Consider the following 13,543-nt stretch of genomic DNA (forward strand, 5'->3'; position numbering starts at 1 on the left):
AGTGGGGGGACCGGCCGGAGTAGGACCGCGGCCGCTAGGTTAGAATCTCGGCGAGTATCCGACGAACACTGATACGTTCCGGCGAGCAGTTGTCCGTTCGTCCCTCCGCCGTCGCTGGCGACCCGCGGTCTTCGGTCCGGACGAGTGCAGCGGGCTCCCCTGCTGGACGGACCTACCGGAGGCCCGAATCGTGACGGTGACGCCGGCAGACCGGCCGGAGACAGATGGATTTAAGCGACGCGGATACGACCCATCGCACATGAGCACCGCAACCAAGGTCGTTCTGTCAACGGTCGCCGTATCGGCGCTACTGTCGATCCTGCTCGTCTTTCAGAACGCACTCGCCTGATGTTCGAGGCTCGTGCGCTCTCGGATCGAGTCGAAGCCGTCCGCGAGGCCCGGACGCCCGACGTACAGGTTCTCGACTGCGAACGTGACTTCGAGACGCTGACTCCCGCCCTCGCCGAGGATCTCGGCCTGGTCGTCGACGCGCTCGAGCCCGCGACCTATCCGACGTCCTGGCTTCCGGACGACGCCCCGACCTTACTCACTCACTACGCGAGTTCGGACCTCACGATCGGGATGCCGGGCGACGGCAGCGTCGTCTGGACTCACCAGACCGACCCGCCGATCGTCCTCGTCAAACCGCGAGTCGAGGGCTCGCCCGAGTCGTTCGTCGACTTCTTGATCGCCGAAGCGCTCGTTCAGGTCGACCTCGAGGTGCCCGAACACTTCATCGGCTTCTTCGAGGAGACGTATCCCGACCTCGATGCGGCAGTCGCGCTCGATCCGAACGGGACCTATCAGGTCGCCGCGGCGCTGTACGACGGCTGGGTCGGGCTCCAGACCCGCGAGGTCTTCGCGGACTGGCACGACGAGCATCCCGAACTCGCCGACGCCTGGCAGGACGCGGGGACACGGCTCGAGGATCGCGTGTCGGAACTCCCGCGTGCGGTCGCGCGCGATGAGACCGATTTCGCGGACGCGACGGAGCTGGCGTGTGCGGCGATCAAGCATGCGATCGAACTGCCGGCACCCTTCGCGGCGCTCGATACCGACGCGTATCTGGACCACGGCCCGGCGTACGCGATCCAGTGGGCCGAGAAGACGTTCGACTCGCTCGAGGACTAGCCCGTTCGAATCGTTCGGAAGAGTGCTCGGTTTACTCGCGCCTCGTTTCCGTCATCGCCGCACAGCGCGCGCCGCTCTACTGGCCTCCTCTGCAGGCAGAAAATCGAGAATCACACTACTGAGGGGGCTCAGAACTCGGCGTCGACGCTGCCGTCCTCGTCGAGGTCGATGACGCCGTCGAACAGGCCGCGGAACCGGTCGACGAGCGCTTCGTCGTGAGGGTCCTCCGAAAGGTGGAAGAGACCGACTGCGTCGTGTTCCTCGAGCAGTTCCAGGATCCGTTCGACCGCCTCGAGGGCCTGCTCGTCGCCGGCGTAGTAGGCGAGTTCGGTGACGGAGTCGAAACTGATGCGGAGTTTGCCGTCGTGATCGGCGAGGAAGCCGTCGATGTGATCGACGATGCCGTCGACGTCGTCGGGGGCGGCGACGTAGTGGACGGTGTCGGACGAGCGTCGGGAGTAGCCGCGTTCGATGCTCAGCGTGTCCAGGATTTCGGCTCGCTCTTCGTCGACGTCGTAGTACTCGAGTTTCTGTCTGACTTCGCGGGCGGTGGTTCGCGTGGAGACGACGAGGAAATTGTCGGTGTCGGCTTTGAGGAAATCCGTGTCGATGCGGTCGGTTTCACCGGTGCTTGGATGGAGGAGGAGCACGCCGGTCCCACCCGCTACCGTCGCCGGTGTGTCGTCTATTTCGAGCGTATACTCCATATTGGCGTGAACAACTCTGGGGACTCCCTTAAGCGTGCGGATGTCTCTCTCGTCGGGGGATTCGGTCGGAAACGGAGGAAGGGTCTGAAAAACTGGCGAGGGGTGGGACAGTGCGACTCACCGAGCGTCGACACGAAATCCGGATGCCCACGGATTTCGGCTATCGACGACCCTTCACCTCGTACATTTTAGGCCAGCCTAAAGAAACTGTCGGTGGTTCTCGTCTCACTGAGAACGGTTGGGGATTCGCTCGAGCTGGAGCATGCGTGGTTCGTTGCGGTGGAAGAGATGCAGTGAAGCGGTGGTAGTGATGATGGTACTGATGGTGATGGTGTGGTGGACGGGACACCGATGGGAACGCGTTTAGGGCCACGAGTCCATCGTCTCGCACATGAGCGTACGCGAAGAGTTCGACGAGTGGGCGGCCAGCGGTCGAGACAAAGGGATGGAGGAGCGCCACTGGCACACCGCAAAGCACGCGCTGGCACGGATGCCGGTCGAACCCGGCGACACCGTCCTCGATCTCGGCTGCGGGAGCGGCTACGCCGGTCGCGCGCTTCGGGATACCAAGGGAGCCGGCCGAATCTACGGTCTCGACGGCGCGCCCGAGATGGCCCGCAACGCGGCGGAGTACACGGACGACCCGGCCGTCGGCTATCTCGTCGGGGACTTCGACGAGCTGCCGTTCGCCGACGATTCGATCGATCACGTCTGGAGCATGGAAGCGTTCTACTACGCCGCGGATCCCCACCACACGCTCGAGGAGATCGCACGAGTCCTCCGACCAAGCGGTACCTTCTACTGCGCTGTCAACTACTACGACGAAAACGTCCACTCCCACGAGTGGCAGGAGTTCATCACCATCGAAATGACCCGTTGGGATCGCCAACAGTATCGCGACGCCTTCCGCGAAGCGGGACTGTTCGTCGCCGAACAGGACGCCATTCCCGATCGAGAGATCACGATTCCGAGCGAGTCCGAGTTCCCGACCGAAGACTGGGAAACCCGCGACGACATGGTCGAACGCTACCGCGAATTCGGGACGCTCCTCACCGTCGGCGTCGCTCCCTGACCGCTCCGTCCCCACCCACTGATAGCCGACCTATCAGCGAAAACCCCCTCATTTCGACTCGAGACGCGTATTATCCCTCGAGCACCTGTCACACGCCCGGTGACTCGAGTCGAAACGGTCCCGTCGCCTCGGTGATCGTTTCCTGTCTCGTCGGTGATGGCCGTTCGAACTGCCGAATCGCCGCGCGGATGGCACGTCTGCGGGCCAACCGTCGCAGGAGTCTTCCCCAAATCGGTGGACTACTCGTCCCGTTCGCCGGCCGGAATCGTCACCTCGAGCCAGTTCTCTTCCGGCGGGAGCGGGCAGTCGAAGGTGTCGCTGTAGGCACAGAACGGGGAGTACGCGAGGTTGAAGTCCACGACGATTTCGGTCCCGTCTTCGAGTTCTTCGGCCGGCTCGAGTTCCATGTACCGACCGCCCTGATAGCTCTGCTGGCCCGTCGTCTTGTCCCGGAACGGCACGAACAGCGGTTGCTCGTTGGGACTCTCCTGCTGGTAGGCCGCGAGTTCGAACGTGCCGTCTTCGAGCTCCTCGTCGTCCCGGTCGAGTTCGAATTCCAGCGTCGCGACGCGGAGATAGCGCATCTCCCGACCCGCGGTGGTGTCCATCAACACGACCTCGGGGTCGTCGTGCACCGTCGCGGTCGCGCTCACGCGGTAGGCCGGGTCCGGCTCGAAGTAGTCGAGTCCGTCGAATTCGTCCCGTTCCTCCGGCGGGATCGGGGACTGGGGATGGTCGGCGAAGAACTCGTCTTTCTCGGCGCGTTTCGACTCGAGTTCGTCGCGCCAGCGGTCGACGTCGATAGAATCGCTCATATTCGGTGTAGTCGACGGATCCGGGAAGGCGTTGCGTTTCCGTCCGCTCCTCACCGTTCCGTCTCCGTCGTGAAGCGAGCGCTCCTAAATCGGGAAAACAGCGGTCGCGTGGGTATTCGTCCGTCGCCGCAGGGGGCCGGGACCGTTTCGAGTCGAGCGTTACTCGTCGATCGTGAGTACGCCGTTGTGCACGGAGACGTCGCTCGCTTCGGGCGGGAGTTCGAACTCGAACTGTTCGCCGTCCGCGACGATGATCGCGGTCGAGCCGACGACGTCGATCGAAATATCGGCGGCGGCAGTGCCGAAATCGACCGCAATGACGCTACCGTCGTCGTAATCGAACGTGCGGACGACTGCATCTTGGTCGACGTTCCGCAGGGATTGGGGGACCTTCACACGCGGCCTAGGGATTCAGGTAAGTAAAGGGTCACGCTGGCAGCAACCAGTGATTCCGATCGGCGCGACCGTACATGTTTCCGTCACTATCACGCCGACTCGATTCGAACGTGGACGCGGAGACGCTGACTTGGTCCGAACGTGGATGCAGAAACGCCGACTCGGTTCGAGGAGGACACAGATGGGAGCAGCGATACGGGCTGGCTCGAGTCGAGCGAGCTGTGTCCGCGACCGTTCCCGACATTTATAACTCGAGGCGCGGCCATTCCAGTCCGTCAACGCTATGGACGACCGACGATGAGTACGGAGAGAATGACGAACTGGCGGACGGTGTTCGGTCACGAGCAGCCCTACGATCCCCAGGTCGACGGCATCGAGACGGCCATCGACACCGGACGGGATGGCGGCTACACCGTCATCGAAGGGGCCTGTGGCACCGGGAAGACGATGATCGCACTCACCGCGGGGATCGAACTCGTGCGCGATCCCGACACCGATTACGAACGCGTGCTCGTGCTCACGAGCGTCAAACAGCAACTGCGCCAGTTCGAAGAAGATTTAGAGACGATCAACGAGAACCTCCCCGCCGACTGGGACCCGATTTCGGGACACACGCTCGTCGGAAAGGCCGACGTCTGTCCGTACAACCGGGAGGGCGCGGCAGGGATCGACGACGGCAACGTCTACGACCGCTGCGAGACGCTCCGGGACCGAACCCGCGACCTCACCGGGGAGGGCGGCGAGACGACCGCCCAGAACCTGGCCGCCCGCGCTCGCAGCCAACAGATCGGACTGGCCGACAGCGGGAGCCAATCGAAGAACACCTTCCTCGAGACCGCCGGCGAACCGACGCCCTACCCGCCGAATCTCCCCGAGTACGGCGAGGGTGGTCCCGTCGGCGCCGAAACCGAGTACTGTCCGTTCTACGCGCAGTACCTCGAGGACCTGCCGGACGACGAGGAGGACGGTTCGGCGGCGGAAGCGGTTCCGTACGACTTCACCGACGCCGGGATGGTGACGCCAGAGGAGCTGGTCGCCCGCTCGGTCAAACACGGCACCTGCCCCCACTCCGTGATGGGGGCCGCCCTCGGCGAGGTCGAGGTCATGATGGGGAACTACTACCACGCCTTCGATCCCCGAACGGTCGGCTCCTTCACCGGCGCGCTGCTCGACGACTCCACGTACGTCGTCTGCGACGAAGCTCATATGTTGGAACCGCGCGTGCGCGATCTCGTCAGCGAGGGCGTCGCCGATAGCACCCTCCGAGACGCCGAAACCGAGCTCTCGCGAGTCATTCAGCCGATCAAGTTCGAGCGCGAGGGTCGACAGGCCGAAGGCGGCTCCAAGACCGCCGACGCGGATCTCGTCCGCGGGGAACTCGCGGACAGCGACGTCTCCTTCGAGGAGCTCAATCGGATCCTCGAGTTCGTTCGCGACCTCCGGGAGGAACTCGATCGGCGGGTCACCGCCCACCTCGACCGGAATTACCGCGGCTGGCAGTCGAACCTGAACGACCTCCGCGACGAGGAACTCCCCCTCCGCGATCCGGGCCAGCCCGCCGAGGACGAACTCTCGGAGTGGGCGAGCGAAGCGGGGTACGGCGACGCCGACTGGGTTCGCGCCGAGGCCGTCGGCGCGATCGTCGAACGCGTCCTGAACGAGGCCGAAGACGAGGACCGAACCCGCGCTGCACCCGCGGTCGGCCGCGTGCTTGGCGAGTGGTACCGCCGCGGCCACACCGATTACTTCCGCGAGATCGAACTCGAGCGAACCTGGGACGACACCGAGCCCGCGGACTCGTGGCGCCGCGCCTACAACGCCCGACTCTCCCTGCACAACTGCGTCCCCAGTGACGCGATCGGCGACCGGCTCGGCACGTTCGGCGGCGGCATCCTGATGAGCGCGACGCTCGAGCCGATGGACGCCTTCACCGAGGTGACCGGACTCCAGTACCTCGAGCACGAGGAAGACCGACCGGTCGTCGAGCGGCGATACGGACTCCACTTCCCCCGAGAGAACCGCGAGAGCTTCGCGGTCGCCGCGCCGAAGTTCACCTACGACAATCGCGGCAGTCCCGGGGAAGACAATCCGACGCGACGGTCCTACGCCGACGCCATTTCGAAAGTCGCGCACCTCCCCGGCAACGTTCTCGTCGGGATGCCCAGTTACGCCGAAGCCGAGTGGACCGCCGGCGTCCTCGAGGATCGGGTCGACAAGCCGGTCCTGCTCGACGCCGCGAGCGACGACGAGACCACGCAGTCGCTCAAGGACGACTTCTTCGCCGGCGAGGGGAAGGTGCTCGTCACGAGTCTGCGAGGGACGCTGACCGAGGGCGTCGACTACAGCGGCGACCGCCTCGCCGCCGCGGTCGTCTGCGGCGTCCCGATCGTCAACACCTCGAGCCCGCGGACGAAGGCCGTTCGCCGCGCCTACGACGACGAGTTCGGCGACGGCTTCACGTACGCGCTGACGATTCCCGCAGTACGGAAGGCCCGGCAGGCGATCGGCCGCGTCATCCGCAGCCCCGAGGACGTCGGCGTTCGCGTCCTCCTCGACGAGCGCTACGCCCGCGACAGCTGGGACTCGGTCCGGCCGTACCTGCCCGACGACGGCGAGTTCCAGACGGTGAGTCCCGACATGCTCGACGTCGGCCTCGAGCGGTTCCGCTCCCGTCTCACCCCGCAGTAGCGGCGGCTCACCGCTCAATCGTCGGCGTCCAGTTCGACGGCCGTTCGCGGCCCGTCCCGTCCCCGTTCCGCGAGCACCTCCTCGACGATGTCGCTACTCGAGTACCGGTGATCGCCCGACGGCTCGAGCCCGCTCGCTCGCTCGACGCGACAGTCGATTCCCCACTCCGCGAGCAGTCCTTCGATTTCGTCTTCGTCGTGGTGTTGATCGTGTCCCAGGACGAGCACGTCGGGATCGATCTCCCGGATGGGGACCGAGAAGTCCTCGGGATGGCCGAGACGAGCGTGATCGACCGCGTCGAGAGCGGCGACGACTTCCCGGCGTTGCTCGCCCGGCAGGACGGGCTCCTGTTTGTGGGAGATGCTGTCCGCACGGGCGACGATGACGTGCAGTTCCTCGCCCATCGCGGCGGCTTCCTCGAGGTAGTGGACGTGACCCGGATGGAGGAGATCGAACGTTCCCTGTGCGACGACCCGCGTTCCTTCCCGTTCCGACTTATCTGTCATATTGATATCTTCGTTTTCTCGGTCACGGCCGCCGTTTCGGTGTACAGCGAGTACAGCAAGATCCCAAACCCGACTGCGGTGACCGTGCTCTGGAGGACGACGCCGAGCGCGACTGCGCCGCCGAGGAGGTGAACCCCGCCGCCGAGTACCGAGCCGCCGACGATGGTACCGAACCCGACGGCGACTGCCCGGAGTGCCGCCGAGCCCGTTCGTCGAAACGCTCGATAGGCCAACAGTGCGACTGCCCCACCTGTGAGTACCGTCGCCGTGTTCGCGGCTGCGATGAAGAGCGCGTAGTCCCTCATGAGTCGGTTCCGATCCGGCGTCGACCGCTCGGTTCGGTGTGCGGATTTCGGGTGTCGGACGCTCGAGTACCTGTCGCGACGCGTTGTGCGGCTCGAGTATCGGACGTCTCCATACGGGTTCGTCCCGACGGAGATCACTTGAGTACCGTGTCCAGTTCCTGCTCCAAAGGAACTTCTCCGAAGATGTTCACGAGACGGGTTCCGACCGCTGCCACGAATGAACGGACGCTGAAAGGATAGTGTGCCGGATCCCGGGCTCGCGTCGAACCGGGGCCTTCAAGCGGGACCGTCGGGATATCCGGACTATCAACCGTGTCTGGACTTCTCCCGTCGGACGCTGGAGCCGCTCCGCTTGCCGCCGAGTCCGGTAGTCTCGCCGTGACTCCCCAGATGCTGGTCGTATTCGGAATCATCGTCATCGCACTCGTCCTCTTCATCACCGAATGGCTGCCAATCGACGTGACGGCCATCCTCATCATGGTGTTGTTGATGGTGCTCGGGGTTGACGGCGTAGTGAACTTCACAGAAATATCGACCGAAGAGGGGACCTCCGGCTTCTCGAACTCGGCGACGATCACCGTGCTGGCGATGCTCATTCTCAGCTCGGGAATCAGCCAGACGGGTGTCGTCCAGATCATCGGTCGCAAGATGTCGGCGTTCGCGGGCGACGACCTGAACAAACAGCTGCTCGCGACGATCGGCGTCAGCGGCCCGATCTCCGGCTTCATCAACAACACGCCGGTCGTCGCCATCCTCGTGCCCGTCATCTCGGACATCGCCCACAAGGGGAAGACGTCACCGTCGAAACTCCTGATCCCGCTCTCCTACGCCTCGATGTTCGGCGGGATGCTCACCCTCATCGGCACCTCGACGAACATCCTCGCGAGCGACGTCTCCGGGCGACTCCTCGGCCAGCCGTTCTCGATGTTCGAGTTCACCAAGCTCGGGATCGTCGTCCTCGTCGTCGGGAGCCTCTATCTCATGACTATCGGCCACCGACTGCTGCCCGAACGCGTCCCCGTCGAGGAGGACTACATTCAGGAGTACGCGATCGAGGAGTACCTGACCGAAGTAGTGGTCGACGAGGGCTCCCCGATCGTCGGGACGACGGTCAAAGACGCCATCGATCACGTCGAATTCGACGCCGACATCCTCCAGGTCGTCCGCGACGGCGACGAGTTCATCGAACCGATCAGTCAGAAGACGATCCGAGAGGGGGACCTGCTGCGACTTCGCGCCGATCGCGACACCGTCCAGCAGTTCGTCGATCGGGGTACCCTTTCGCTCGCGGGCAATCCGGAAACCGTAGACGAACTCGAGCCGGACGACATCTCCGAGCGAACCCTCGTCGAGATCGTCGTCCCGCGGGGGTCGTTCCTCGTCGGCGAATCGCTCGAGACGTCGACGTTTCGCCAGCGCTACGACGCGACGGTGCTGGCGTTCCGGAGCCGCGGCGAGACGGTCCGGGATCACATGGACGAGCGCCGGATTCGCGTGGGCGACACGCTGTTAGTCCAGGCGGCGCCGGACAGTATCGACCGCCTCTCGCAGAACGACGATTTCATCGTCGCACACGAGCCCGAGGAGCCCGATTACCGTACGGAGAAGATCCCCCACGCGGCGGCGATCATGGCCGGCGTCGTCGGGTTCGTCGCAGTCCCGTGGGGGACGGTCGGCTCCGCCCTCGCAGGTATGACGGGGGTCGGCGCGTTCGAGGCGATGACGGCGCTTTCCCTACCGATCATGGTCACCGCCCTCGCGGGCGTCGTCGCGATGGTCGCGACAGGCGTCCTCAAGCCGACCGAGATCTACGACGCCGTCGAGTGGGACGTGATCTTCCTGCTGGCCGGCATCATCCCGCTGGGAATCGCCCTCGAGCAGACCGGCGGTGCGGATCTCCTGGGCACGCTCGTCGCCTCGACCGGCACCTATCTTCCCGCAATCGGCGTGCTGTGGGTGTTTTACCTCGCGACGGGACTCATCACGGGCGTCATCTCCAACAACGCGAGCGTCGTGTTGATGCTCCCGGTCGCCGTCGAGACTGCCCAGCAGATCGGCGCGAACGCCTTCGCGTTCGTGCTCGCGGTGACCTTCGCGGCCTCCACCGCGTTCCTCACGCCCGTCGGCTACCAGACGAACCTGTTCGTCTACGGCCCCGGTGGGTACAAATTCATGGACTTCGTCCGGGTCGGCGCACCGCTCCAGTTGTTACTCTCCGTCGTCACCGTCTTCGGGATCGCGTTCTTCTGGGGCCTGACGTAGTACCGCCACGCCGCTTCTCCGTCTCTCCGCGTCTCCCTTGGCTTACTCCTCGTCCTCGAGTTCGGCGTCGTCCTGATCTCGGTCGTCTTCGTCCTCCAGTTCCGGTTCGTCTTCGTCGTCCCGCTCGAGCGCCTCCGAGACCTCTCGTTCCCGCTGTCGCTCCTCCTCGTCGTCGGCCTGTTTGTCTCGGCTGTTTTTCGAGTCTGCCACGCTGTGGGACAGGGCGGCGGGCGGGATAACGCTGTGGCACGACACCGCGTGCTCGTTCTCGAGGCCGAACCCGTGCGCTGACTCGTCGCTATCGCGGTTTCGCGGGCCGATACGGACGGAGTGCGGCTTCGTTCGGGACGACGCGAACGAGCGTCGACGCCGGCTCGTACGCGACGCGCTCGCTCGGTCCTTTCCTCGCGGTGAGCTTCCAGAACCCGGGCGAATCGAACTGTAGTCGACACAGCCCTCGGCCGTCCGTTCGGACGGATTTCGTCTCGGTCGTGACGAGGGCTCCCTCGACCGGCTGCCGTCGATGATCGCGAACGCGAACGGTGATCGGGGTCCGGACGGCCACCTCTCGGCGTTCGACCTCGAGCCGGAGCTGCCGAGTAACTTTCATGGTATAACCTAGCACAGCCATTTTGAAAGAAGCACACTTGCACGTTCCGGGCGATCGAACCGATCCGGACGCCGCTATCGAGGGGCGACGACGTGCGCGTCGTCGGGTTCGAAGCCGACCGTCAGTTCGTCGCCCTCCGGGATCTCGTCGAGCCGGAGCACGATTTTCCTGTCGTTCCAGCGGCCGTTGACGCGGACCGTCTCGCCGAGGAACTCGCTGGTCTCGACGCGGACCGTCAGCCGGTTGCGGTCGGCGGATCGTGAGAGCCCGCCCGGCCGCACGCAGAAGGTGAGCCGATCGGTTCCGTCGACCACCGGCACGGTGAACGTCTCACCGCCGACTTCCACGCGTCCGTACTCGCCGTCACGACTCCGAACCGGGGCGTCGAAGACGTTGTTGTCGCCGACGAACTCGGCGACGAATCGCGTCGCGGGTTCGCGATAGATCTCCTGTGGCCGTCCGATCTGTTCGACGCGGCCGCCGTTCATAACTGCGAGCCGATCGGATATCGCCAGCGCCTCCGCCTGATCGTGCGTGACGTAGACGGTCGTGATCCCGAGCTCCGACTGAATCCGCTTTATTTGTCGGCGCAGCGATTCCCGGAGCTGCGCGTCCAGCGCGCTCATCGGCTCGTCGAGCAAGAGGAGGTCCGGTGCCGGCGCGAGCGCTCGAGCCAGTGCAACCCGCTGTTGCTGGCCGCCCGAGAGCTGCTCGGGGTCGCGATCGTCCATTCCCTCGAGATCGACCAGTTCGAGCAACTCGGCGACGCGTTCGTCCACGGTCGTCCCGTCGGGCGGGTCCCGAAAGCGGAGGCCGTAGCCGACGTTTTCGGCGACGGTCATGTGGGGGAACAGCGCGTAGCTCTGGAAGACGACGCCGACGTCCCGTTCCTCGGGCGGGACGCCGGTCATCCCTCGACCGTCGAACCGGACGGCCCCCTCGGTCGGCTCTTCGAAGCCGGCGATCGCTCGGAGGGTCGTCGTCTTTCCGCAGCCCGAGGGACCGACGAGGGTGAAGAACTCCCCGTCGCGAACCGCGATGTCGACGTCCTCCAGTGCGACCGTCCCGCGATCCGGACCGTCCGTCACGCCAGTTCCGCCATAGACCTTCGACACGCCCTCGAGACTGAGTCCGGTCACCGTTCGAACCTCCCGCCGACGCGGTCGACGACGACGAAGCTCGCGGCCGTGATCACCAGCAACACGGTACCCATGGCGATAGCGGGGCCGGAGCGGCGGCCGAGATAGCGCTCGACGGCGACGGGCATGGTGTAGGTGTCGCCGCCGCTGGCCAAAATCACCGTCGAAGAGAACTCGCCGATCGAGATGGCGAACGCGAAGGCGGTCCCGGCGACGACGCCGCTGGCTACCAGCGGGAGTTCCACGTCCCGAAGCGCGCGGTACCGGGATGCGCCGAGCGCTCGAGCGGACTCGACCATCGCCGGATCGAGGTTCGCGAGCAGGGGCGAGACGTTGCGCGTGACGAAGGGGTAGGCGGCGACGGCGTGGGCGGCGACGATCGCGACCGCGCCCGTCACCTGAATCCGCCAGCCGCCGGGTAGCGGAATTCCGAAGACGAGTCCCTGCAGGAGGCCGATGCCGAAGACGACCCCGCTGACCGCGAGCGGCAACATCGCGAGCGTGTCGACGATCGCTCCACCGCGATCGGCGCGAACCGTCACGACCGAGACGACGATGCCCATCGGGACGGCGACGGCCAGCGTCGCGAGTCCGAACAGCAGCGAGTTCCGGATCGCGATCCACGGCAGGGTCTGGTAATCCGCCCCCTCGAGCTGGCGCTCGAGCAGGAAGGCGTAGTGACGCGTCGTGAACCCGCTTCCGTCCGTCACGCCGCCGACGACGAGGCTCGCCATCGGGCCGACGAAGACGATCAGGGTTACGAGCCCGTAGCCGACGATCGCCAGTCGACGGGGCGACAACGCCGTCCGGAGGTCGGGAAAGAGCGGCGTCCGGGACGGTGAGGTCGCCCCTCGAGCCAGTCCCGACTGCGCGGATTCGTACCGAAGGTAGGCGTAGGTCAACCCCAGCGAGAGGATCGTCTCGAGGACGGCGAGCGTCGCGGCCTCAGAGTACGCCAGCCGACGGACGCGGTCGTAGATCCATACCTCGACGGTCGCGAGCTGCAGGCCGCCCAGCGCGAGCACGATCGGGAACGTCATGAACGTGAAGATGAAGGTCAGCAGTGCGCCCGTCAGGACGGCCGGCAGGAGCTGTGGAACGACCACGTCCCGGAACGCACGACGCGGGCTCGCGCCGAGGCTGCGAGCGGTTTCGACGGTTCGAACGTCGACGGACTCCCAGGCGGCCACGGTGACGCGAGCCACCAGCGGGGCGTTGTAGAACGCGTGGGCGACGATTACGATCGCGAGCGGGTTCCACTCGATGAACGGATACGGTCCGACTCCGGCGATTCCGAGTAACTGGTTGAGCGTTCCCGTCCGACCGAACATCGCGTAGAACCCCACGGCGACCATGATTCCCGGCAAGACGAACGGGAGGATCGTCAGCGAACGCAGCGTCCGCCGACCCCGGAATTCGTAGTTCGCGAGGATATACGCGGCGGACAGCCCCAGAGCGACGCTCGCAACCGTCGAGAGGGCGGCCTGATACGCCGTAAAGCCGAACAGCCCCTTCCGAATCCCCGGCGTCTCGAGGCTCGGCCACGGTATCGGTAACGGAACGCCGGGGATCGGGTACTCGAGGGAAACCGAGACGGAGACGGCCGCGAGCCAGCCGAGCAGCGACTCGAGGTGCGTCCGGACTGCCAGCGGCTCCGCGAAGACGTCCGCGAGGACACCGAAGTAGAACGGGTCGGTGAGTACCTCGCGGAAGAACGCGAACGTCGCGACGCCGTCGTCGAAGGCGGCGTTGACGAAGACGACCCCGACCGGCAGGTAGAGCATGACGGCGAGGACGCCGGCCGTCGCGAGCGCCGTCAGGGAGAGGGCGTGGTGCTCGAGCCAGCGGCGAACGGCTGTGGACCGCTGTCGAAGCCCCGCCACCCGCACGGACCAGTCCGGTCGAGACACGG

14 protein-coding genes are annotated in these 13,543 nt (G+C 65.4%); 5 read left to right on the forward strand and 9 right to left on the reverse strand.

All coding sequences use genetic code 11. The annotated features are described in order from the left end of the window. The first annotated feature begins 259 nt into the window (after positions 1–259). A complete protein-coding gene (locus LDB05_RS23610) occupies positions 260–349 on the forward strand; it encodes a hypothetical protein (RefSeq protein WP_425498572.1) in 90 nt (29 codons plus the stop codon). Then, entirely contained in the window at positions 349–1,131 is a 783-nt protein-coding gene (locus LDB05_RS15145) for a DUF7089 family protein (protein ID WP_226004827.1), read from the forward strand. Before LDB05_RS23610 ends, LDB05_RS15145 begins: the two co-directional genes overlap by 1 nt. Before the next feature lie 128 nt (positions 1,132–1,259). Here LDB05_RS15145 and LDB05_RS15150 read toward each other — a convergent pair whose 3' ends face one another. Continuing rightward, complete coding sequence (locus tag LDB05_RS15150) at positions 1,260–1,838, reverse strand: DUF7090 family protein (protein ID WP_226004828.1); 579 nt, start codon at positions 1,836–1,838, stop codon at positions 1,260–1,262. A gap of 391 nt (positions 1,839–2,229) precedes the next feature. Between LDB05_RS15150 and LDB05_RS15155 the strand changes: the two genes are divergently transcribed. Further along, positions 2,230–2,910: a class I SAM-dependent methyltransferase gene (locus LDB05_RS15155; RefSeq protein WP_226004829.1), complete on the forward strand. Its 681-nt coding sequence runs from the start codon at positions 2,230–2,232 to the stop codon at positions 2,908–2,910. A gap of 239 nt (positions 2,911–3,149) precedes the next feature. Here LDB05_RS15155 and LDB05_RS15160 read toward each other — a convergent pair whose 3' ends face one another. After that, a complete protein-coding gene (locus LDB05_RS15160; RefSeq protein WP_226004830.1) occupies positions 3,150–3,725 on the reverse strand; it encodes a DUF1684 domain-containing protein in 576 nt (191 codons plus the stop codon). A gap of 159 nt (positions 3,726–3,884) precedes the next feature. After that, positions 3,885–4,121 (reverse strand): DUF7127 family protein, encoded by a 237-nt coding sequence (locus LDB05_RS15165; protein WP_226004831.1) that lies wholly within the window; start codon positions 4,119–4,121, stop codon positions 3,885–3,887. Positions 4,122–4,433: 312 nt separating this feature from the next. Between LDB05_RS15165 and LDB05_RS15170 the strand changes: the two genes are divergently transcribed. Next, on the forward strand, positions 4,434–6,809 hold the full coding sequence (locus LDB05_RS15170) for an ATP-dependent DNA helicase (RefSeq protein ID WP_226007920.1): 2,376 nt from the start codon (positions 4,434–4,436) through the stop codon (positions 6,807–6,809). A 14-nt stretch (positions 6,810–6,823) separates the two neighbouring features. On the opposite strand, the gene LDB05_RS15175 is transcribed toward LDB05_RS15170, so the two are convergent. Both LDB05_RS15175 and LDB05_RS15180 read right to left on the reverse strand, forming a co-directional pair. Then, on the reverse strand, positions 6,824–7,315 hold the full coding sequence (locus tag LDB05_RS15175) for an FAD synthase family protein (protein ID WP_226004832.1): 492 nt from the start codon (positions 7,313–7,315) through the stop codon (positions 6,824–6,826). Further along, the gene (locus LDB05_RS15180; protein ID WP_226004833.1) at positions 7,312–7,620 is read right to left on the reverse strand and encodes a DUF7521 family protein; all 309 of its coding nucleotides are present in this window, start codon (positions 7,618–7,620) and stop codon (positions 7,312–7,314) included. Before LDB05_RS15180 ends, LDB05_RS15175 begins: the two co-directional genes overlap by 4 nt. Before the next feature lie 390 nt (positions 7,621–8,010). Between LDB05_RS15180 and LDB05_RS15185 the strand changes: the two genes are divergently transcribed. After that, complete coding sequence (locus LDB05_RS15185; RefSeq protein ID WP_226007921.1) at positions 8,011–9,882, forward strand: SLC13 family permease; 1,872 nt, start codon at positions 8,011–8,013, stop codon at positions 9,880–9,882. Positions 9,883–9,924: 42 nt separating this feature from the next. Here the strand turns inward: LDB05_RS15185 and LDB05_RS15190 are convergent, their stop codons facing one another. The 4 genes from LDB05_RS15190 to LDB05_RS15205 form a co-directional block, all read right to left on the reverse strand. Then, positions 9,925–10,092 carry a hypothetical protein gene (locus LDB05_RS15190; RefSeq protein WP_226004834.1) on the reverse strand — a complete coding sequence of 56 codons (168 nt, stop codon included), beginning with the start codon at positions 10,090–10,092 and terminating at the stop codon, positions 9,925–9,927. 88 nt (positions 10,093–10,180) lie between these two features. Continuing rightward, a complete protein-coding gene (locus tag LDB05_RS15195) occupies positions 10,181–10,492 on the reverse strand; it encodes a peptidase associated/transthyretin-like domain-containing protein (RefSeq protein WP_226004835.1) in 312 nt (103 codons plus the stop codon). 74 nt (positions 10,493–10,566) lie between these two features. Further along, positions 10,567–11,631 (reverse strand): ABC transporter ATP-binding protein, encoded by a 1,065-nt coding sequence (locus tag LDB05_RS15200; protein ID WP_226004836.1) that lies wholly within the window; start codon positions 11,629–11,631, stop codon positions 10,567–10,569. Then, entirely contained in the window at positions 11,628–13,541 is a 1,914-nt protein-coding gene (locus LDB05_RS15205) for an ABC transporter permease (RefSeq protein WP_226004837.1), read from the reverse strand. The genes LDB05_RS15200 and LDB05_RS15205 overlap by 4 nt, the downstream gene beginning before the upstream one ends. Between the last annotated feature and the right edge of the window lie 2 nt (positions 13,542–13,543).

The sequence above is a fragment of the Natrinema salinisoli genome (assembly GCF_020405205.1).
GTDB classification, from domain to species: domain Archaea; phylum Halobacteriota; class Halobacteria; order Halobacteriales; family Natrialbaceae; genus Natrinema; species Natrinema salinisoli.

Excerpts from the sequence above, each read along its gene's own strand:
- LDB05_RS23610 (WP_425498572.1), top strand. The coding sequence starts at position 260 with ATGAGCACCGCAACCAAGGTCGTTCTGTCAACGGTCGCCGTATCGGCG.
- LDB05_RS15145 (WP_226004827.1), top strand. The coding sequence starts at position 349 with ATGTTCGAGGCTCGTGCGCTCTCGGATCGAGTCGAAGCCGTCCGCGAG.
- LDB05_RS15150 (WP_226004828.1), bottom strand. The coding sequence starts at position 1,838 with ATGGAGTATACGCTCGAAATAGACGACACACCGGCGACGGTAGCGGGT.
- LDB05_RS15155 (WP_226004829.1), top strand. The coding sequence starts at position 2,230 with ATGAGCGTACGCGAAGAGTTCGACGAGTGGGCGGCCAGCGGTCGAGAC.
- LDB05_RS15160 (WP_226004830.1), bottom strand. The coding sequence starts at position 3,725 with ATGAGCGATTCTATCGACGTCGACCGCTGGCGCGACGAACTCGAGTCG.
- LDB05_RS15170 (WP_226007920.1), top strand. The coding sequence starts at position 4,434 with ATGACGAACTGGCGGACGGTGTTCGGTCACGAGCAGCCCTACGATCCC.
- LDB05_RS15175 (WP_226004832.1), bottom strand. The coding sequence starts at position 7,315 with ATGACAGATAAGTCGGAACGGGAAGGAACGCGGGTCGTCGCACAGGGA.
- LDB05_RS15180 (WP_226004833.1), bottom strand. The coding sequence starts at position 7,620 with ATGAGGGACTACGCGCTCTTCATCGCAGCCGCGAACACGGCGACGGTA.
- LDB05_RS15185 (WP_226007921.1), top strand. The coding sequence starts at position 8,011 with ATGCTGGTCGTATTCGGAATCATCGTCATCGCACTCGTCCTCTTCATC.
- LDB05_RS15195 (WP_226004835.1), bottom strand. The coding sequence starts at position 10,492 with ATGAAAGTTACTCGGCAGCTCCGGCTCGAGGTCGAACGCCGAGAGGTG.